We start from the raw sequence: 20,121 nt of genomic DNA, 5'->3' as shown, positions 1-20,121 counted from the left end.
TTGCCACACAGCCCTTGGATGGGTGACTCTCTAGTCATGTTTTGCAACTATTCCAGGGGTAGCGACATGACCACCAGTAACCTGCTCGCCCAGCTGTTTCCCACCGCCGCCAGCGAAATTCCCGAGCAATTCCGCCTGGCCGCGCCCATCGAACAGCGTGATTACCTGGTCGACGGCCAGTTGCAGGTGTGGAACGGCCCGCTGGCCAAGGTGCAAAGCCCGGTGCAACTGGGCGATGAGCGCGTACACATCGGCAGCACGCCGCTGCTGGATGCCGACACCGCCCTCACCGCCCTGGACGCCGCCGTGCGCGCCTATGACCGCGGCCAGGGTGAATGGCCGACGATGCGCGTGGCCGAACGTATCCAGCATGTCGAAGCCTTTTTACGACGCATGCGCGAACAGCGCGACGCGGTGGTCAAGCTGCTGATGTGGGAAATCGGCAAGAACCTCAAGGACTCACAGAAAGAATTCGACCGTACCTGCGACTACATCACCGACACCATCAACGCCCTCAAGGAACTCGATCGCCGCAGCAGCCGCTTTGAGCTGGAACAGGACACCCTCGGCCAGATCCGCCGCGTGCCACTGGGCGTGGCACTGTGCATGGGCCCTTACAACTACCCGCTCAACGAGACCTTCACCACGCTGATCCCCGCGTTGATCATGGGCAACACTGTGGTGTTCAAGCCGGCCAAGCTCGGCGTGCTGTTGATTCGCCCGCTGCTGGAGGCGTTCCGCGACAGCTTCCCGGCCGGCGTGATCAACGTGATCTACGGCAGCGGCCGCGAAACCGTCAGCGCGCTGATGGCCAGCGGCAAAATCGATATCTTTGCGTTTATCGGCACCAACAAGGCCGCCAGCGACCTGAAAAAACTGCATCCAAAGCCACACCGCCTGCGCGCAGCCTTGGGCCTGGACGCAAAAAACCCCGGCATCGTGCTGCCCGAGGTCGACCTGGACAATGCCGTGAGCGAAGCGGTCACTGGCTCCCTGTCATTCAACGGCCAACGCTGCACTGCGCTGAAGATCCTGTTCGTACACGAAGCGGTAGTCGACAGCTTCATCCAGAAATTCAACAGCAAACTGGCGACGCTCAAACCCGGTATGCCCTGGGAAGACGGCGTATCGCTGACGCCGTTGCCGGAAGTCGGCAAGGTCGATTACCTCAACGCGTTGGTGGCCGACGCCGCGCAGCACGGCGCCAAGGTGGTGAACCCCAATGGCGGCGAAAGTCGCGGTTCGTTCTTCTACCCCGCCGTTTTGTACCCGGTGAACCCGCAAATGCGCGTTTACAACGAGGAACAGTTCGGCCCGGTTGTACCGATCGTGCCGTACCGTGACCTGGAGACCGTGATCGAATACGTACTGGACTCGGACTTCGGCCAACAGTTGAGCATCTTCGGCACCAACGCCGTGGAAGTCGGGCGGCTGGTGGACACCTTTGCCAACCAGGTCGGGCGTATCAACATCAACGCCCAGTGCCAGCGCGGGCCGGACACCTTCCCGTTCAACGGGCGCAAGAACTCGGCCGAGGGCACGCTGTCGGTGCATGACGCGCTGCGCGTGTTCTCGATCCGCACGTTGGTGGCGACCAAGTTCCAGGAGAGCAACAAGGCGTTGGTCAGCGATATCTTGCGTAATCGAGATTCGAGTTTCTTGACCACGGATTACATTTTCTGAAGACAGCGCCGCTCCCTGTATAAACAGGTCAGAGTGGGAGCTGGCTTGCCTGCGATAGCATCACTGCGGTCTGACTGAAAGACCGAAGTGCCTGCATCGCGGGCAAGCCCGGCTCCCACACGCGATCCGGTCCACCCTGCATAATGAGGCCACTTTAATACCGATGAACCTGCCCTTCTTCGCCCGGCGCCTGCTGCGCCCTTTGCTCGACCCCTACCGCCGCTATCGCCACGCCAAGCTGATCCACGCCGTGCGCGTGTCCATCGGCCTGTTGGCGACCATCCTGCTCACCACCGGCATCAACCTGCCCCACGGCGAGTGGGCCTCGGTGACCATGCTGATCGTGATCGGCGGCTTGCAGCACCACGGCAATATCGGCAAAAAAGCCGTGGAGCGCGCCTACGGCACCCTGATCGGTGCCAGCGTCGGCCTGCTGCTGGTGGTGCAACAGGCCTATTTCGGCATACCGCTGCTAACCTATCTGCTGATGTCGGTGGTGTGCGGGTTCTTTTCCTATCACGCCATCGGCAAAGGCGGTTACATCGCGCTGCTGTCGGCGATTACGGTGTTTATCGTCGCCGGCCACGGCGACAACCCGATCTCGGATGGCTTGTGGCGCACCGTCGATATCCTTATCGGCATCGTGTTGGCACTGGCGTTTTCCTTTGCCCTGCCGCTGTACGCGGTGTATTCGTGGCGCTACAACATGGCCAGCGCACTGCGCGACTGTGCGGCGATTTACAGCCGCATCATCAACGGCCAGTCAGTCACTGACGATGAACACTTCAAGCTGCTCAACCGCCTGAATGCCGCCATACTGCAACTGCGCTCGCTGATGCCTTCGGTGTCCAAGGAAGTGCGTATCTCGATGACCGAGTTGGACATGATTCAACGGCACCTGCGCATGTGCATCAGTACCCTGGAGATTCTTGGCAACACCCGGCCGGACCCGCGTGATGAGCAGGCAATGGTGCGGATGCAAGTGATGTTAAAGGCCGAGCACCGGCAGATTCGCGTGCAATTGGTGGGGATGGCGCGCGCACTGAAATCCGGGTTTACCGAGCGCCTGGAGCGGCCTACGGTGCACGCAGCGGATGAAGCTGGGTTGGATGCACCGGTGCAAAGTGCATTGGATGGGTATCGGTTGTTGACGTTGCAACTGGTCGGCAATGTGGAGGCGATGCGGCAGTTGCTGGCGAAGACGGCAAGTCATTGGAAGATTTGAGAGCGGTGAAAAAAGGGACAGCCTACGGTTAGGTAGAGCTGTCCCGATTGTTCAGCGAGGAAGGATCATGTCAGGCGAATGATGCTGGCGGAGTTGACGATGAAATCGTTACCTAAGCCACTATTCTGATAGTTATGAAGGGTAACGGCCGTTACCCCGTTTGCAGGAACCTTAACGTTAGCGGCTAGCGTGTACCAAGTATTCTTGGGCGGCGAGACCACGCCAGAAATCAATCGCCCTCCTACATGTATTGCGAGAGAAGGATCCAAGTTCCATCCACCTGACGGCGAATAATTAAATATAGTAAATGAAACTTGATAGATATGAACAGCGTTAAGATTTAGATAGGTCGTGATTACCGGCCCCGCATAAGTGGGCGGTCTATCTGCAATAGTAGACAAATCAAGTCCTGATCCCGAAAACTTATATCGATCTGCTCCATTGCCTGGCGTCCAAGGGCCTAACCCGTAGACAAAGTTAGTACCCAGTGTCGCAAATGAATCAGACTTAGTGTACTGCACTAACGGAAACACCAACGCTCGGGTTTTGTCCACACCGCCATCGAAGGCAACCCTCACCTCCAGCTGAAACGTTGTACCATTAGGCAGTGCCGTCAGCGTGCCACGCAATACGGGTATATTTACAAAACCATTTTTTACTTCATCCACATTGATGGTATGAGCGGGTAATATTTCCACCGACCTGCCACCACCAATAAGGGTTATCCATATTGTTTGCCCTGCTTTACACAGCGGGACCTTGACCATGTCCGCTCGTGTATTACCGGCAAAGGTATTCAAATCGACAGTGGTACCAGCAGCTTGATTATTGATCGTTGCCTTCGGAAGGTTAGCGGGCGCAATCGCAGCAACCGATACTGTTTGAACTTCAGAGGGCGTGGATTTTCCATCACGCACGAGTACGTACATCAACTGTACCCTGCGCCCAACACCATTGTGCAGCGCCTGCTCCCCAGTAAAATCGGCCAACACTGAGCCCGTCGCACTGCCTGGAACCTCCAACTCTACAACCTCTCCATTTTCCTGTATCCATTTACACAATAAAATGTCCGAGGCGCGCATACCTTTAAGTACTATTTTGACGACAACGCTTTTCTCAATGGCCAGTGGGTCAACCGTTGTTTCTTGTGCGATCGTGGCGGCGCCAATAAGGGTCGGGAAGGCCAGCACGGTAGGAAGTTGCTGGATCACATAGGCTGTTTCGCCAAAAGGTATCGCCGTCTGCATAAGAGGAATTTTTACAAAACTGACCGAGAACGAAACTTTTAACAATGAGCCGTCCTTAAGCAGAGGTATTTTATCCATCGCCAAAGGAACGGAGACGCCCTTGGCAAGGTGATCTGCGATGACCTCGTTCGGCGTAAAAATTTTATTTTCGTAAAGTCCGCCATCAGCGAATTCGCCAGTGATCGTCATGAACATGAACTGACCCACGCTGATAAATTTCCATACATCAATAATCCAGCGAGGCGCATCCAGCTCGTAGACCGGCAGCACCGTGGTATGTGCGTATTTGCTGATATACGGCCTGGGCAGTGCATCGAGAGGCAACAGCAATAACTGCAAAGGCTCGAACGCGTAGCTGAATGACCCGCGAAGCAACGTGCAATTCATCAGGATATTATTGCCATCAGGCCGCACCGCCAGTGTGATCACTTCAACCGGAATTTTAAATGTGAAAACACCGAGCTTCGGATCAACCGTTATTTCTAGCTTATGTTGGCTGATACCATACTGCCCAAGCCAGGAAATAAGAAGGCGGTCACCTTTTGCGGCCTTCGAGTACCTCACCTCGCCATTCGCGCCGTTGATGACAGCCACCGGGTTAATCGTCATCGCGGTGGCGTTCGCCTCAAGCAGTTTAAAGCTTTCGAGGTTCACCGGCTCACCGATACTAAGCTTGAGCACTTCCGAGCGCAGGGTGACGGGCGGCGCCCCTGGGCTCATCACGCTGTAATAGATATCGAGACTCTTGCCTAGGTTATGCTCAATAAACGCCTGCTCAATGGGTGTCTCAAGTTCCAACAAGGCCTCCCCTGCAATATCCTCAAAGATATCAATTTCAATTTGAAGATAGTTTCTCGGCGATTCCCCTGCAAGGGTAAGGACTATCGTGTCCCCGACTTTTGTATTGGCATAATTAAAGTAGACCCCAACCGAATAGCCATTCAAATCCTTCAGGTCAAGGTTCCAGTTACCGTAGAATTTTTTAGCCTCTTTAATATACACTTCAGGCAATACTGGAAGCGCCTTGCCCACCTCAGCCATCACGACTTCTGATTGACGAGGACTGTTCCCATTGAACATTCTTACGTCTAAAAAAACATCAAACGGCCCCAGCCCATCGAACTGTTTCAAGAGGTCTGCCGGCAATACCTGTGTTCCGCCCTCAGCACCGGCGCGCTGCCTACTCAAAGTAACGAGTGTCGCACCGTTTTGGCCGCCTTTGTGCACCGCTTGTATAAGCTCGAGGTTGTTCGCTGCATAAGGTGAATATATCGGAACCTCAGCGACTCCATTCACATCTGCTGAAATCAGCCCGGCGTTAAAAGGGTGGAGAAGTTTCAGCGCCGGCATCCGTGTCGGTGTACCGGTTATATCGAGCGAGTAACTACCCGATTCTTTAATGAAGACATCCTTAGCAGTCCTCCACTCCCACCATAGGCGTATCGTGCCGCGGCCTATGTCATGGAAAAATTTACTGGGGAGTGAGATCGTCTCTGATTCAAAATTTCTGTCCGTGATGGCGTCGAAGCGCGTAATGACGGGTGAACCGCCCTCCGGGGAAGCTTCCACAACCAATACGATTTTGTTGAGCGGCTTGGGTGCCGGTTTTGATTTGGGGGGGTGGATCAACACTATAACTTCAGCATCAAATGGGACATCCAGATCAACGACGGTAATTTCATCGCTGTTCTTCATCACCACGGGGGCGTTGAGTAAGTTGGGATCTATTTCGCTGCGCAACATATAGGGCTTGGAAAGGGTGTACGCCCCCAGAGGCTCATTCCCCACTACGTCCTTCACGCCCATGCGAACAGTGAAAGTTCCGCGCGATGGAAGCTTTTCCAGGTAGCCCTCGTAGGGAACTGACACAGGGTAGCCGCCCTTTTGGGACGCCTCTGTCGGACTGACCGTATGCGTATACGAAAACGTACCGAAATAGAATATATTGCTGTCATTCTGGCGGATGTCCAAATAAGGATACACCCAGATCTGAATGCCACTTTCAGCAATTTTTTTCGTGATGCTCGAGCCTTCCGGAAGATCTACAACTTTCATCAACAGGCCGCTATGCCACGGTTCCCCGGGGTTGGGATCATTACCGCCCGGTATACTCTGTTTGCAAAAAACCAAATCTTCGTCCGAACGAACTTCTTGCCCCGAACCCGCTCGAAAGACCTGCCCATAGAATCTATGGTTTCCGTCGGAAATCTTGTATCCATCGAAGCTAACAGAATATCGTTTTTTTATCTCCACGGTAACGGCTTCGGCCTTCATTGGATTAGGCAGACCCAACTGAACGGCACAGCGGTCAAACTGAGCCCAGTCTGTCCACGGCTCAAAAATCCAATAACAGATGGGCAGTAATTCATTACGCCCCAGGCCTATACGGGCCAGTTCCTTATACTTCGTATTGCTCAGGTTTATTCCGTCGGACGGCGGGTAGGGGCCAACATCTAGCCTATCGAAGTTATCTGGAGGGGTAGACATAACTATCACCTTGCTGGATTAAGGCCGCGCAGGAATAGCGCGACGAGCAAGGTAAATAAGGCGCTTGGAGCAATCGGCAAATCTACTGTCAGAACTGACAGTGGCGACGAGTGGCTGGCGCGTAGGTAAAATCCGACAGACCACGCGACCAGCGTAAATCTGTCTACCCCAGCCATTTTCTTACATTTTTTTCACGATTTATTCACATCCGCAGCCGTAGGGTGAAGCCTCATCCGTTACAAACGCTGCACATCAAAACCCGCCGCCCCAGCGGGTTTTTTTTTGCTTTGGATTTAGGGATTTAACGTGCGGCTTTGGTGGCGGGCGCAGCGGCTTGTTCGCGAATGGCGCGCTGGGTGTCGAGCACCTTGGCCAGTGCGGTTTCCGCTTCGGGGCTTTGCTGCGGTACGCGAATTGCGGCCGAGACCAGGGTGATCAGCTTGGCCATGACCTCGGCATCCGTGGCCGGGCGGCCCAGGCTCATGGAGTTCATCAGCAGGCGCAGTTCAGTGCCGGCCATTACCCCGGAAATCGCCTTGAGGGCAAATTGCAGGCGCACGCCCAGCTCATTGCGTGGCAGATCCGGCAGGGCCAGGGCGAAGGCTTCGAAGAAGCGCTGGAACACCGGCTGGTAATGCACCTTGAGGTATTCCTGGATAAACGGCGAGGTGTCGCTGTACACCCGGCCCAGGAAACGGATAAATGATCGCCCTTCCCCGCTGGCCGGGTCACTGCGTTCCAGGCCCATGGCCGGGGCGAACAGCACGCCGAGCAAGGTGTCGCAGTCGAGCGGGCCATCGGCCTCGGCTTCGCAGCGCGCGAGCAGTTCCAGGCGCTGCTCGTTGAGCGGCTCCAGGCGTTGCATCAGCAGGGTTTTCATCAGGGAGTCCTTGTCCCCGAAGTGGTAGTTCACGGCGGCCAGGTTCACCTGGGCGCGCTCGGTAATCTGCCGGAGCAACACGGCGTCATAGCCGTATTTGATGAAAAGAGCCTCTGTCGCATCCAGCAGTCGAGTCTTGGTAACGTTTGGAGCGCTGAGTTTCTTCGCGACCATGAAAGGTTCCACGTGGGAAATATTGTTTTAAAAAATAATTTGATTTTTTATACCGGGGCAGCCCTTCGAAAGCAAGTAGTGACACTGCGCCATGCTACGAAAGGCCTGTATAAACAGGCCTGTCGAGGGTAGCCGAAGGGATTTTCAGGCGCCGCAGCCGAACGACCGGCAAATCGTCACAAGAGGTGAAACCGCTCTACATCCATGGCTGGCGAAGCGCGTTGATCGCGGTTACTATTCAAACAATATTTTAAAAACAAGAAATAAAACCAGTCCGTGGCGCGTATCAGGCAGTTCCCGAACTTGTTACAAGGCTTTGCCGGGGGCGTGGCGATAGCGTCGAGACTGCAGGCGTAGTCATGATGACAGATACCCCCGCGCACCCAGGCTTGATCTCCCTGCAAGGCATCGGCAAGAGCTATCAGCTCGCCGGGCAACACCTGTCGATTCTCAATGACGTGTGCCTGTCCATCGCCCCCGGCGACAGCTGCGGCATTCTCGGCGCCTCAGGCTCCGGCAAAAGTACCCTGCTCAATATTCTTGGCCTGCTGGACTTGCCCGACGGCGGCCAGTACCACTTTGCCGGCCACGATATCTTCAGCGCCACGCCGGATGAGCTGGCGGCGATCCGCAACCAGCAGATCGGCTTTGTGTTCCAGAGTTTCAACCTGCTGCCCCGCCTCAGTGCCCTGGACAACGTCGCCCTGCCCCTCAGTTACCGTGGCGTGTCGCGCCATGAGTCGGTGGAACAGGCGCTGCGCATGCTCGCGCAAGTCGGCCTGGCCGAGCGCGCCCACCACCGCCCGGCCGATCTTTCCGGTGGCCAGCGCCAACGCGTAGCGATCGCCCGCGCGCTGGTCGGCAAGCCGTCGGTGATCCTCGCCGACGAACCCACCGGCAACCTCGACAGCACCACTGCCCAGGAGATCATGGACCTGCTCCTGGCCCTGAACCGCGAGCAGCAGGTGACGCTGATTATCGTCACCCACGATGCACACATCGCCGAGCGCCTGGAGCGCAAGATCCTGGTACGCAATGGCGTGGTGCATGAGGCTGGGCGCCTATGAGCCAGCGGGTCGAACAGAGCCTGAGCCAACTGCTGCATGAAGCCTTTGTGAGCCTGCGCACCCTGGGCAAACGTTCGATCCTGGCGTTGCTGGGCATCGTGATCGGCAGCTCATCGGTGGTGGCCCTGATCAATATCGGCCATAACGCGGCGGTGGACGCGGCGATGATTTTCAAGGACATGGGCACCGACACCCTGATCGCCCAGTTCCCGTCCAAAGGCAACAGCAATGCACCGATGCGCGCCAGCCTTGACCTGGACGCGGTGCGCCAGGCGGTGCCGGGCATTGCCCATATCGGCGCGCTCAGCCTGTTCAGCGGGCCGCTGGTGTTCCAAGGCCGCACGGCCAACGCCAACTTCGTCGGCAGCACCGCGGATATCAAGGACGCCATGCGCCTGGCCCTGCGCGAGGGGCGATTTCTGTCCGCCTTCGACGCCAACGAAACCTACGGCGTGATCGGCGATCAAGTCGCCCAGGCCTTGGGCACGCCGGGCAACCCGCTGAAGCTGGGCGACCGTGTGCGTATCAACGATTACCTGTTCCTGGTGGTGGGCATCCTGCACAACCAACCCCGCGCGATGCTGATGCCGGTGCAGGCCAACGAATCGCTGTTTATCCCCGCCGAAGGCATGCGGCGCATCTACCCGACGCCGCAGATCGGCAATGTGATCATCCGCGCCGCACCCGGCCAGGACATGGAGCGCATCGCCCGTGAGGCCGCAGTTGCCCTGAAAAGCCAGCTCACCGACCACGATGTCGACATTCAGGTGCCCCAGCAAATGATCGATGGCATGACCCGGCAAAGCCGCACGTTCGCCTACTTGCTGCTGGCGCTGGGCGCGATTTCCCTGGTCGGTGGCGGTGTCGGCGTGATGAACGTGATGCTGATGAATGTCTCGGAGCGCCGCCGCGAAATCGGCATCCGCATGGCCCTGGGCGCGCGCCAGCGTGACATCCGCAATCTGTTTTTGCTCGAAGCGGTCACGCTGACGGCGGTGGGTGCGCTGTGCGGTGCGGTGCTGGGCATGACCGCCGCGTGGCTCTACGCCTGGCTGTCGGGCTGGGAATTTGCCCTGGCCGCCGCCGCCCTGCCGCTGGGGGTGGGCAGCACCTTGCTGGTGGGTTTGTTCTTTGGCATCTACCCGGCGGTCTCGGCCTCGCGGCTGCAGCCGGTGGAGGCCCTGCGCGATGAATAAATGGCTGTGGTTACTCGCCCTGGCAAGCCTGCCAGCCATGGCCGCCGATGTGGTGATCAACCCATCGGCGCCGAGCACCACCCGCAGTGGCTATGACCGCAGTGTGTCGCTCAATAACCAGGTCACGACGCTGACCCTGGGTGATGCGGTGTACCTGGGCCTGCGCAAAAACCCGGCGATCCGCAGCGCGTACCTGCAACGCGTGGCGCAAAAGTTCGACCTGCGGGTGGCCGAAGACACCTTCAACCCCAAGCTCTCCCTGAACAGTTACTACCGCCAAAGTCGCGGCTCGGCCGACAACGCGCGCAATGCCAACCTGGCGCCGAGAGCGACCTTGCTCAGTGAGTACGGCACCCAGTTGAGCATGGCCTGGACCCAACAACTGAACAACGCCGACCGCGCCGGCCGCTACCGCAGCGACGGCCTCGACCTCACGCTGATCCAACCGCTGATGCGCGGCGGCGGCTGGGACGCCACCACCGCGCCGCTGCGCCTGTCGCGCCTGTCGGAGCAGGCCAACCGCCTGAACCTCAAGGCCACCGTGGCGCAGACCATCAGCCAGATCATCGCCACCTACCGCGAACTGCTGCGCGCCCAAGAGCAGTTGAGCATCGTCCAGGACGCACTCAAGCGCTCCAACACCTTGCTGGACGTGAACAAGGCGCTGATCAGCGCGGGGCGCATGGCTGAGTTCGAAATCGTGCAGACCGAAGCCGATATCGCCACCCAGCAATTGGGCGTGGAAGAGGCCCAGAACCAACTCGACACCAGCCGCCTGGCCTTGCTGCGCCTGCTGGCGCTGGACCTGTCGACGCCGATCCGCGCCAGCGAAGCCCTGGAAGCCAAGCCGATGACCATCGACAAACGCCAGGCCTTCAGCCTGGCGCAGACCCAGCAGCCGGAGTACCTCGCCGCCCTGCTCGGCAGCCAACAGGCCGACCTCAACCTGGTGATCGCCAAAGACTCCGGGCGCTGGCAGGTGGACCTGGTGGCAGGCGCCAACCAGCTGCGCGATGCCTACAGCAACAATGACAGCGGCAACAACAATAACCGCACCTGGAACAGCTACGCCGGGGTGCAGGTGCAGATTCCCATCGGCGACATCAGCACCCGCCAGGCCGAGGTGCGCGCGCGGGTCAATGTGGAAGACCAGGAGATCCGTATCACCGATGCGCGCCAGGAACTGGAACGCAGTGTCAACGACGTGGTGCGCGACCTGGGCACGCGTTGGCGCCAATATGAAATTTCCCAGCGCGCCGTCGAGCTGTCGCGGCGCAAGATCGAAATCGAGCGGGAAAAACTCAGTGCCGGGCGCTCCACCAACTTCCAGGTGTTGAGTTACGAAACTGACCTGCGCAACGCCGAAAACGCGCGGCTCAATGCACTGATCGCTTATCTGAACGCCCAGACCCAGCTCGATTTGACCCTGGGCATGACGCTGGAAAGTTGGGAAATCGCCCTCAATGACTACTAATAAAAAATACCTGCTGGGTGCCGTGATCGTCGTGCTGTTGGCGGGCGCAGGCATTGCCCTGCGCAGCCCGGCTACCGATCAGCCGGCCGCAACCGAGCAATGGCTGGCAGTCAAGCCCGACCCGTTGGTGCACCAGATAGGCCTGGTGGGCAAGATCGAACCCGACACCACCATCACCCTCACCGCGCCGTTCGACGGCAATGTGCTGGTCAACCTGGTTGAACAAGGCCAACGCGTCGAGGCCGGCCAGGTACTGTTGCGCATGGACCCCTCCACCCTCGAAGTGCAACTGCGCGACGCGCTTTCCGCCCAGCTCAAGGCCCGACGCACCGTGCAAGAGATGCAAGACTGGGACAGCAGCCCCGCCGTCAGCCGCGCACGCCGCAGCCTGCGCACCGCAGAAATGACCGCCGGCAACACCCAGCGCAAACTCACCGAGAGTGAAAACCTGTTCAAGCGCGGCATCATCCCGCGCAACGAGCTGGACGATCTCAAGCAGCAGACCCAACAGCAACAACTGGACCTGGCCTCGGCCCGCAGCGAGCTGCAGCAGGCGCAAGATCAGGGCAAAGGCGAATACCGACAAATCGCCGAGATGGAGCTGACCAACGCCACGGTGAAATACGACGCCCTGCACAAGCTGCTCGACGGCCAAGAGGTCAAGGCGCCCTTCTCCGGCATCGTCGTGCCGGCGCCGGGCAGCAATAACTCCTCGCCAGGGGGAGCCAATAACAACGCACCGGTGCAGGCCGGCAGCAAGGTCAGCCAGGGGCAGGTGCTGTTCGGGCTGGCCAATATCGAACGGCTGAAAATTGTCGCCAAGGTGTCGGAACTGGACATCAACCAGTTGCATCAGGGCCAGGCCGTGGAAGTGATGGGTGATGGCTTTGACGGCGAGCGCCTGACCGGCTCCGTCAGCGTGGTCAGCGGCCTGGCGATTGCCAGCGATAGCCAGGGCAGCGCGCAGTTTCCGGTCACCTTGTCGATCCCCACGCTCACTGCGCAGCAATTGCAGCGGGTGCGGCTGGGGATGAGTGCGCGGTTGACCATCGTCACCTACAACAATGCGCAGGCGATTGTGGTGCCGAGCCAGGCGATCCAGCCGGACATGAGCGTGGAATATCGGGCCGCGATGGATAAGCCGGTTGAGCGGGTGAAAGTCACCACAGGACAGTCAACCGCCGAAGGTGTCGAGGTGTTTGGGCTCAAGCCGGGGTTTGTAAAAACATCAAAATAGCTGGAGATCCAAAGGTGGGAGCTGGCTTGCCTGCGATGGCGGACTGTCAGTTAGAACAGCTGTGCCTGACCCACCGCTATCGCAGGCAAGCCAGCTCCCACATTCATGCTGAGGTGAGTTTGGCGGCCAGGGCCTTGGCTTGAATCGCCACGTCGGTGACTGCCGTGCTCTCCCACCACATCCCCCGCAAGGGCGGGCCCATGGCAAACAGGCGTTGGCTGACCTGGCCTTGAGCATCCAGCACTGCACCTGATGTATCCGCCGCAATTCCCAACGCCAACGGCCCAGGCTTGATCAACCCACGTTTGAGCAACTGCTGCGGCAGCGGTTTGGCCACTCGCCGCCAGTCGTACTCAATACCGCTGGAGTTAATCAACGCAGCACCCGACACCTGGGTGACAGCTTGTTCGCCGCGCCGTCGCAGCTTGATCGTCACCCCGTTGTCCGACGCCACCAGCCCCTTGAACGACGCCGCCTGAATCCGCAACCGTCCTGCTTCATGCAACCGCGCCACCAACTGCGCGCTCAATGGCGGCGAGCGATGGTGATGGCTCTCCCACCACGGCCTTACATGGCGCACGAACTGGCGTTTCTCGCGCTCACTGGCCTGGCTCCACAAGCGGCCGATATGCGCTCGCACCGTGTCCAGCGGCGCTTGCCAATCAATGCCCTGTTCCACCGCCAGTTGGCATTGGCGCCGCACCTCGCGCAGCAACTGTCGAGGGCTGCGCAGGTTGTGGTCGTCGGCGAGGAAGTCCACCCAGCTCGGCGGTTGCCGGCGCACATGGGGTAGCAGGCCATGGCGCGAAAATATCTCGATCGGCCCGCGATGACCGGCCTGTTCCAGGGACACCACGGCATCCACCATGGTAAGCCCGGAACCGATGATCAGCACCGTCGACTGCGGCTCGATCTGGCGCATGGCCTTGACGTCCCACGGGTCCACTGCCGCTGCATTCAAGCCGCTGGATTCGGTCTGCGGCGTGCGTGCCGCCGGGAACATGCCAGTGGCCAATACGGCCTGGGCACCGCGCAATTGTTGGCCGTTATCCAGCGTCAGCCGAGTTGAGTCGGCATCCACTTGCAGGTCGACCACCTCGGCACGAATATGCTCGACCGTGGAAGCCGAGAGCGCCTTGGCCTCAGCCAGACGCTGTTGCGCATACACGCCAAAAATCCCGCGTGGCGGGAACAACTCACTGATGGGTACAGGCTGCTGATTCGACTCCGGCCAGCCCCCAGCACCGATGTAGTCGGTGAGCCATTGGGTCAAGTCATCGGGGTTGTCCGGGTCGACACTCATGCGCGCCGCATTGCCGTTCAGGGTGTGCCCCAGTTCGACGGCACTGTAGGCCTCGCCACGGCCAAGTTCCTTGCGTGGTTCAATCACCAGGATCTGCCGCTTGCCAGGCTGGCGCAGCAGTTGCACCGCCAGCATGGTGCCGCTCAAGCCGCCGCCGATGATCAGCACATCAGCGTTGCGGATGGATTCAGTCATGCACATTCGCCCTTACTGTTTGCCCAGATAAATATCATGCAAATCACCCCGCGCCAGCAGTTCAGCCGCACTGCCGCTCAAAACCACGCGCCCAGTATCCAGCACATAGCCGTGGGAGGCATAGTTGAGCGCGACATTGATGTTCTGCTCGGCGATCAGGAAGCTCACCTGTTGCTCGCGGTTAAGCTGGGCGATGATTGCGAAAATCTCCTGCACGATCATCGGCGCCAAGCCCATGGAAGGCTCGTCGAGCAAGACTAAAGTCGGCCGAGTCATCAACGCGCGGCCAATGGCGACCATTTGCTGCTCGCCGCCGGAGGTCAGCCCGGCGCGGGTGTGGCGCTTGGTCTTGAGCCGTGGGAACCAGGCGTAGATACGCTCCAGGTCGTGCTCCATGTCTTGGCGGCTCAGGCGCCGCACAAAGCCGCCGCTGCGCAGGTTGTCTTCCACGCTCAGTTGGCCGAACACATGGCGGCCTTCCAATACGTGGACCATGCCCTGGCGCACCCGTTGGCTGGGGTCGATGCCGGCCAGGTCGCGGCCGGCATACTCGATCACGCCACGGCTGACCTCGGCGCGTTCGGCGCGTACCAGCCCCGAAATGGCCTTGAGCGTGGTGCTTTTGCCGGCGCCGTTGGCACCCAGCAACGCCACGATGGCGCCCTTGGGCACGTGCAGCGAGACCCCGGCCACCGCCAGTATGGCGCCGTCGTAGATCACTTCGATGTCATTGACGTTTAACAGTGACGGGCTCGCAGGTTCAGCGGCGGGCTGGCTCATGGCTTATTCATCCCCGGTGCAGGTACGCGGCGTCAGGCCTTTTTCCTTGGCGAACGCGGCGGACTTTTCATCGATCAGCGGGCGCAGCAGCGCACGGTCGGCGGCGATCCAGTCGCTGATCAGCGTCCAGTTGGCGCCGTCCCACTGTTGCACACGCGCCGAGCCGCCGCCTTCGTGGTCGCGGCACGACAGCTTGAGGTTCTGCATCAGGCCCAGATAGCCCATGTCTTTAAGGCGCGTGTCATCGATATTCAGATGCTCCAGGCCCCAACGGCCTTCTTCGCCATTAAGCGGGCGCTTGCCGAACTTGGCCTGGGCGGTACGGATCGCTTCCACCGCCACGGCGGCGTTCACCAGGCCGGAGTTGTAGTAGACGCTGCCGAAGTTTTTCAGGTCCTTGAGGTCGCTGTGGCCTTTGTCGAGGATGGACTGTTTGAGGCGTTTATGGATCTCGAAGTCAGCACCTGCCGGGTAAGGCGTGAGCGCCAGGTAACCTTTGGCGGCGGCGCCCGCGGGCAACACGTCCTCGCTGGAACTGGCCCAGATATCGCCAATGATATGGTCAACCGGGAAGCCAAAACGTGCAGCGGTCTTCACCGCCACGGGCGTGGACACGCCCCAGGTGCGCAAAAACACCCAGTCCGGATTGGCCTGGCGCACCTGGCGCCATTGCGCCGACTGCTCGTTGCCCGGGTCGGCCACGGGAATCTGGATATTTTCAAAGCCGTATTTCTCGGCCAGTAACTTCAACGGGCCGAGGGTTTCACGGCCGTAAGCCGAATCGTGATAGACCGTGGCGATCTTCTTGCCCTTGAGTTTGTCGAAGCCGCCTTCGCGCTGGGCAATGTAATTCACCAGTGTGGACGCTTCGCTGTAGAAGGTCAGCATCACCGGGAAGTTATAAGGAAACACGGTGCCGTCGGTGGCTTCGGTGCGGCCATAACCGAGGGTAATCAGCGGGATCTTGTCGACTTCCGCGCGCTCGCTCAGCGCATACGCCGCCGGTGCGCCGTTAGGCTGGTAGACCGCGACCGGCGCGCCATCCAGGCCATTCTTGAAGCGCTCGTAGCACTCGATGCCCTTCTCCGCCGTCCATTCGGTCTCGCATTCCTGCCACACCAGTTTGACGCCGTTGATACCGCCTTCGACCTCATTAATATAACGCAGGTAGTCGATCATCCCGGCCCACACCTGCACGCCGCTGGAGGCATAGGCGCCGACGCGGTAGGTGGCCAGCGGGATAAATTGCTGGTCGGGCGAGGCGATTGCCTGGGGCACAGCACCGGCCAAAGCTGCCAACGCAAAAGCAGCGCCGACAAGGGAACGTTTCAAGGATGTACGCATAGGAGTTCTCATCAAGGTCAGAAACGCAGCGGCCATTGCCGCAGACGGTCAAGCAGGTTGTGCAAGAGGCGAATCAAGCCTTCGGGTTCCTTGATCAGGAACACGATGATCAACACGCCAAAGATGATTTTTTGCAGGTTCTGCAACTGCCCCGCATCCACCGAGCCGCCGAACAGCGCCTGCCCGGCATGGCTGAGGAAAATCGGCAATAAGCTGATGAATGCCGCACCGACAAAGTTGCCGGCAATGCTGCCCATGCCGCCGATAATGATGATGAACAGGATCTGGAACGAGCGGTTGATATCGAAGCTGCTGGCGCTGGCCGTGCCCAGGTAGGCAAAGGCCCACAACGCGCCGGCGATGCCTAAGTAGAACGAGCTGACCGCGAAGGCCAGGCGCTTGTAGCGCACTACCGGGATACCGACCACGGCGGCGGCGGTATCCATGTCGCGGATTGCCATCCAGTTACGCCCTACCTGGCTGCGCACCAGGTTGATGGCGGTCCAGGTCAACAGCAGCACCGTGACCAACGTCAGCCCGTAACGGCCCAGCGGCGTATTGAGGTCATGGCCGAACAGCGAAAGCTTCGGCGCCGAAATGGTCCCGGAGGAGCCGTAGTTGTAGAACCACGGGAATTTGACGAACAGCCACTCCAAAAAGAACTGCGCCGCCAGCGTGGTGACCATCAAGTAGAAGCCTTTGATCCGCGAGCTGGGCAAACCAAACAGCAGCCCAACCAGCGCGCTGATCACCCCACCGCCGAGCAGCGCCACCGGCAGGCCCAGCTCGGGCAGACGCAGCAGAAAACCGTAGGTGGCAAACGCGCCAACGGCCATGAAACCCGCCGCGCCCACTGAGGTTTGCCCGGTATAGCCGGTGAGCAGATTCAGGCCCAGCCCGGCCAGCGACAGCACCAGAAACGGGATCAGGATCGCATTGAGCCAATAGTCATTGCCCCACAGCGGCACCCCGATAAAGGCCACGGCCAATAAGCCGATCAGACCCCAGGGCAAACGCCGCTGAATCAGTAATAACGGCGCGGTTTCTTGAACAACGGGTATCGACATGGTTTCAGACTCGCTCGATGGCGCGCTCGCCGAACAGGCCGGCGGGACGGATATACAGGAAGGCCAAGGCCAATACATAAGCGAACCACGGCGTGATACCGCCACCGATCAAGGGGCCGACATACACCTCGGCGAGGTTCTCCGCCGCGCCGACAATCAGCCCGCCGACAATCGCCCCGCCAATCGAGGTAAAGCCGCCGATGATCAACACCGGCAAGGCCTTGAGCACCACCAGCGAAAGGGAAAACTGCACGCCCTGGCGCGCGCCCCACAGCAGCCCGGCCACCAGCCCGACAATGCCGGCCACGGCCCAGACGATCTGCCAGATACGGTTGAGGTTGATACCGATGGACAGCGCCGCCGTGGTGTCATCCGCCACGGCGCGCAACGACACACCGATGCGAGTCTTGTTGAACAGCAACGCCAGCAGGGTTACCAGCACCACGGCAGCCGCCGCGGCGATCAAATCAAACTGGCTGAGCATCAGCGGCCCGACAAACAGCGGCACGTCGTCGATGCCCAAGTCCAGCGCACGCACCTGCGAGCCCATCAGCCCTTGGGCCAGGCCTTCGATGATGAACGAAAGGCCCAAGGTGGCCATGAACAGGGTGATCTGCGAGCGGTTCACCAGCGGGCGCAGTACCAGCCGCTCGATGAGCAAGGCGACGATGATCATCACGATTACCGTCAGCAGCAACGCCAGGGCAAAGGGCACGCCCTGGTCATGCAGGCTGACAAAGGTCAGCGCGGCAAACAGCAGCATCGAGCCCTGGGCGAAATTGAACACGCCGCTGGCCTTGTAGATCAGCACGAAACCGATGGCGACCAGCGAGTACATGGTGCCGGCGAGCAGGCCGCCGAGCAGGGTTTCAAAGAAGAACGTCATCAGTGTGCAACTCCCAGGTACGCCGCGATCACCTCGGGGTCGGCCTGCACCTGCGCAGGTGTGCCGTCGCCGACTTTGCGTCCGTAGTCGAGCACCACCACATGGTCGGACAGGCCCATCACCACGCCGATGTCGTGTTCGATCAACACCACGGTGGTGCCGAGGTCGCGGTTGACGTCGGCGACAAAGCGCGCCATTTCCTGTTTTTCCTCGGCGTTCATGCCGGCCATGGGCTCGTCCAGCAGCAACAGGCTGGGGCCGGCGATCAAGGCACGGCCCAGCTCTACGCGCTTTTGCAAACCGTAAGAGAGGTTGCCCACCAGCACATCGCGGTGCGCTTGCAGTTCGAGGAATTCGAGGATGCCTTGGCCGCGCAGGCGAAAGGCTTCGGCCTCACGGCGGGCGCGGGGCAAGCCCAGGGCTTGCTCGATAAAGCTGGTGCGCATATGCCGCGACAGGCCGGTAAGGATGTTGTCGAGCACGCTCATTTTCTTGAACAGTGCGTTGTTCTGAAAAGTACGCCCGATACCTCGACGCGCCGCACCCAAAGGGTCGATGCGGTGCAAGTGTTGTTGCTCAAACACAATCTCACCGGCATCGAAGCGGTACACGCCGTTAAGCACATTGAGCAGCGAACTTTTACCGGCGCCGTTGGGGCCGATCAGCGCACAGATTTCGCCGCGCTGCACCTCAAAGGACAAGGCATTGATGGCCTTGACGCCTTTGAACGACAGCGAGATCTCGCGCACCTGGAGAATGGTCTGGCTCATGCGATGTCCCGTTTGAATTCAGCCAGCCATGCTGGATCGCGGCTGGTTTTTTGCGCGCTGGCTGGCTGCCAGATATAGGTCAACCGTTGGAAGCCCAGCAACCTGCGTACACGATTTTTCAACAGGCGCCGCAGGCCACTTTGCGGGTGAGCGATGGCCCAGTCACACACGCGTCGGCGCCAGGTACCGTGGGGCGCCATGCGGCTTTCGATATCGTCGGCCAGGTGCTGTAAACGCTCGGGGGACAGCAGCAGGCCGGTCGGCGCGACCTCACCGCGATCACGTCGGGCCGAGGCCGGGCTTTCCGGAAAAGCCAGGCCGTGGCCGCTGTTCAACCATTGCTCCAGGACTACCGCCAGGCCGCCTTGCCAGTGGGTGCCCTCCTCGCTCCACAACACGGTTTCACCGCTCGGTTGCCACCAGCGCTGCAGGTGTTGCGCCGGGTCTGCCGGGCCGAGCAATTGGGTGAAATCCAACGGATTGGCGGACTGCCAGTGCCGCACCTGCTGCCGCCCCTGGGCATACGAATGGCTGGGGTGAATGCGCCATAGCTGTTGGTACAGGGCTTCTGGCTCCAGGTCATCGGCCAGGGTCAACACCTGCCCGCCGGCAGACTGCGCGGCCAGCGCCAACAGCAGCAGGTCAGGCTCGAACGTGCCGCTTAAGGCCAAGCGTGATTGCGCGCTGAAACCTTGCTGGCGCAAACCATCGGCCAGGCGCTCGACGTCGCGCAGCACGTCGATCCAGCGCCAGGCATACCACTGCCCCTGGCGCTTGTGACGCAGGGCGATGTGCAGCGGGGTGAGCTGCGCCCAGTGCTGCAAATGCTCCAAGGCTTTGGGCAGGTTGCCGAGCAGTTCGGCAGGCCATTCCAGCGCCTGCGGACGTTTGAGTTCGTGCACGCTCATAGGGGTAATGCTCCTATTCAAGTAGTGTGCGTGCGGTGGTCCGCTGGCCAGGTCAGGTGGTTCAACAGCGATCAACTGTGGCAAGCCAGCTCCCACATGGACCGAGGTGCTTCAGTTAGATTGCGCTGGCTTTGAGGTCGCGGTAGCCCGCTGGCCTAGTCAGGTGGATCAACACCAATCAACTGTGGGAGCTGGCTT

15 protein-coding genes are annotated in these 20,121 nt (G+C 59.8%); 6 read left to right on the top strand and 9 right to left on the bottom strand.

Going from position 1 to position 20,121, the window contains the following annotated elements; genetic code table 11:
• Positions 1–66: 66 nt before the first annotated feature.
• Both HBO41_RS25730 and HBO41_RS25725 read left to right on the top strand, forming a co-directional pair.
• The gene (locus tag HBO41_RS25730) at positions 67–1,683 is read left to right on the top strand and encodes an NADP-dependent glyceraldehyde-3-phosphate dehydrogenase (protein ID WP_138449200.1); all 1,617 of its coding nucleotides are present in this window, start codon (positions 67–69) and stop codon (positions 1,681–1,683) included.
• Positions 1,684–1,846: 163 nt separating this feature from the next.
• A complete protein-coding gene (locus HBO41_RS25725) occupies positions 1,847–2,908 on the top strand; it encodes an FUSC family protein (RefSeq protein WP_169988215.1) in 1,062 nt (353 codons plus the stop codon).
• 65 nt (positions 2,909–2,973) lie between these two features.
• Here the strand turns inward: HBO41_RS25725 and HBO41_RS25720 are convergent, their stop codons facing one another.
• Positions 2,974–6,642 carry a hypothetical protein gene (locus HBO41_RS25720; RefSeq protein WP_017137557.1) on the bottom strand — a complete coding sequence of 1,223 codons (3,669 nt, stop codon included), beginning with the start codon at positions 6,640–6,642 and terminating at the stop codon, positions 2,974–2,976.
• A gap of 301 nt (positions 6,643–6,943) precedes the next feature.
• Positions 6,944–7,696 (bottom strand): TetR/AcrR family transcriptional regulator, encoded by a 753-nt coding sequence (locus HBO41_RS25715; protein WP_099550527.1) that lies wholly within the window; start codon positions 7,694–7,696, stop codon positions 6,944–6,946.
• 359 nt (positions 7,697–8,055) lie between these two features.
• Between HBO41_RS25715 and HBO41_RS25710 the strand changes: the two genes are divergently transcribed.
• The 4 genes from HBO41_RS25710 to HBO41_RS25695 are packed head-to-tail and all read left to right on the top strand — an operon-like array spanning position 8,056 to position 12,670.
• A complete protein-coding gene (locus tag HBO41_RS25710; RefSeq protein ID WP_017137555.1) occupies positions 8,056–8,763 on the top strand; it encodes an ABC transporter ATP-binding protein in 708 nt (235 codons plus the stop codon).
• Positions 8,760–9,959 (top strand): ABC transporter permease, encoded by a 1,200-nt coding sequence (locus tag HBO41_RS25705; RefSeq protein ID WP_017137554.1) that lies wholly within the window; start codon positions 8,760–8,762, stop codon positions 9,957–9,959. The genes HBO41_RS25710 and HBO41_RS25705 overlap by 4 nt, the downstream gene beginning before the upstream one ends.
• Positions 9,952–11,433: a TolC family protein gene (locus HBO41_RS25700; RefSeq protein ID WP_099550528.1), complete on the top strand. Its 1,482-nt coding sequence runs from the start codon at positions 9,952–9,954 to the stop codon at positions 11,431–11,433. The genes HBO41_RS25705 and HBO41_RS25700 overlap by 8 nt, the downstream gene beginning before the upstream one ends.
• Complete coding sequence (locus HBO41_RS25695) at positions 11,423–12,670, top strand: efflux RND transporter periplasmic adaptor subunit (RefSeq protein ID WP_099550529.1); 1,248 nt, start codon at positions 11,423–11,425, stop codon at positions 12,668–12,670. Before HBO41_RS25700 ends, HBO41_RS25695 begins: the two co-directional genes overlap by 11 nt.
• Positions 12,671–12,773: 103 nt before the next feature.
• On the opposite strand, the gene HBO41_RS25690 is transcribed toward HBO41_RS25695, so the two are convergent.
• The 7 genes from HBO41_RS25690 to HBO41_RS25660 are packed head-to-tail and all read right to left on the bottom strand — an operon-like array spanning position 12,774 to position 19,923.
• Positions 12,774–14,168 carry an FAD/NAD(P)-binding protein gene (locus tag HBO41_RS25690; protein WP_099550530.1) on the bottom strand — a complete coding sequence of 465 codons (1,395 nt, stop codon included), beginning with the start codon at positions 14,166–14,168 and terminating at the stop codon, positions 12,774–12,776.
• A gap of 12 nt (positions 14,169–14,180) precedes the next feature.
• Entirely contained in the window at positions 14,181–14,948 is a 768-nt protein-coding gene (locus HBO41_RS25685) for an ABC transporter ATP-binding protein (RefSeq protein WP_017137550.1), read from the bottom strand.
• Between the two features lie 3 nt (positions 14,949–14,951).
• Positions 14,952–16,292: an ABC transporter substrate-binding protein gene (locus tag HBO41_RS25680; RefSeq protein ID WP_169988213.1), complete on the bottom strand. Its 1,341-nt coding sequence runs from the start codon at positions 16,290–16,292 to the stop codon at positions 14,952–14,954.
• Positions 16,293–16,309: 17 nt separating this feature from the next.
• Complete coding sequence (locus HBO41_RS25675) at positions 16,310–17,359, bottom strand: branched-chain amino acid ABC transporter permease (protein WP_169988211.1); 1,050 nt, start codon at positions 17,357–17,359, stop codon at positions 16,310–16,312.
• A gap of 4 nt (positions 17,360–17,363) precedes the next feature.
• Positions 17,364–18,245 carry a branched-chain amino acid ABC transporter permease gene (locus tag HBO41_RS25670; protein ID WP_099550532.1) on the bottom strand — a complete coding sequence of 294 codons (882 nt, stop codon included), beginning with the start codon at positions 18,243–18,245 and terminating at the stop codon, positions 17,364–17,366.
• Complete coding sequence (locus tag HBO41_RS25665; protein ID WP_099550533.1) at positions 18,245–19,015, bottom strand: ABC transporter ATP-binding protein; 771 nt, start codon at positions 19,013–19,015, stop codon at positions 18,245–18,247. Before HBO41_RS25665 ends, HBO41_RS25670 begins: the two co-directional genes overlap by 1 nt.
• Complete coding sequence (locus tag HBO41_RS25660; RefSeq protein WP_169988209.1) at positions 19,012–19,923, bottom strand: AMP-binding protein; 912 nt, start codon at positions 19,921–19,923, stop codon at positions 19,012–19,014. The genes HBO41_RS25665 and HBO41_RS25660 overlap by 4 nt, the downstream gene beginning before the upstream one ends.
• Between the last annotated feature and the right edge of the window lie 198 nt (positions 19,924–20,121).

Source organism: Pseudomonas sp. WS 5146 (genome assembly GCF_012985495.1).
In the GTDB taxonomy this organism is placed as follows: Bacteria; Pseudomonadota; Gammaproteobacteria; order Pseudomonadales; family Pseudomonadaceae; genus Aquipseudomonas; species Aquipseudomonas edaphica.
Note: the sequence above shows the minus strand (reverse complement) of the source record. Positions and strands in the feature narration are given on the sequence as shown.

Bases quoted from the DNA above. Each gene is read 5' to 3' on its own strand.
- HBO41_RS25680 (WP_169988213.1), bottom strand. From the start codon at position 16,292: ATGCGTACATCCTTGAAACGTTCCCTTGTCGGCGCTGCTTTTGCGTTG.
- HBO41_RS25710 (WP_017137555.1), top strand. From the start codon at position 8,056: ATGATGACAGATACCCCCGCGCACCCAGGCTTGATCTCCCTGCAAGGC.
- HBO41_RS25665 (WP_099550533.1), bottom strand. From the start codon at position 19,015: ATGAGCCAGACCATTCTCCAGGTGCGCGAGATCTCGCTGTCGTTCAAA.
- HBO41_RS25730 (WP_138449200.1), top strand. From the start codon at position 67: ATGACCACCAGTAACCTGCTCGCCCAGCTGTTTCCCACCGCCGCCAGC.
- HBO41_RS25725 (WP_169988215.1), top strand. From the start codon at position 1,847: ATGAACCTGCCCTTCTTCGCCCGGCGCCTGCTGCGCCCTTTGCTCGAC.
- HBO41_RS25700 (WP_099550528.1), top strand. From the start codon at position 9,952: ATGAATAAATGGCTGTGGTTACTCGCCCTGGCAAGCCTGCCAGCCATG.
- HBO41_RS25690 (WP_099550530.1), bottom strand. From the start codon at position 14,168: ATGACTGAATCCATCCGCAACGCTGATGTGCTGATCATCGGCGGCGGC.
- HBO41_RS25715 (WP_099550527.1), bottom strand. From the start codon at position 7,696: ATGGTCGCGAAGAAACTCAGCGCTCCAAACGTTACCAAGACTCGACTG.
- HBO41_RS25670 (WP_099550532.1), bottom strand. From the start codon at position 18,245: ATGACGTTCTTCTTTGAAACCCTGCTCGGCGGCCTGCTCGCCGGCACC.
- HBO41_RS25675 (WP_169988211.1), bottom strand. From the start codon at position 17,359: ATGTCGATACCCGTTGTTCAAGAAACCGCGCCGTTATTACTGATTCAG.
- HBO41_RS25705 (WP_017137554.1), top strand. From the start codon at position 8,760: ATGAGCCAGCGGGTCGAACAGAGCCTGAGCCAACTGCTGCATGAAGCC.
- HBO41_RS25695 (WP_099550529.1), top strand. From the start codon at position 11,423: ATGACTACTAATAAAAAATACCTGCTGGGTGCCGTGATCGTCGTGCTG.
- HBO41_RS25685 (WP_017137550.1), bottom strand. From the start codon at position 14,948: ATGAGCCAGCCCGCCGCTGAACCTGCGAGCCCGTCACTGTTAAACGTC.
- HBO41_RS25720 (WP_017137557.1), bottom strand. From the start codon at position 6,642: ATGTCTACCCCTCCAGATAACTTCGATAGGCTAGATGTTGGCCCCTAC.
- HBO41_RS25660 (WP_169988209.1), bottom strand. From the start codon at position 19,923: ATGAGCGTGCACGAACTCAAACGTCCGCAGGCGCTGGAATGGCCTGCC.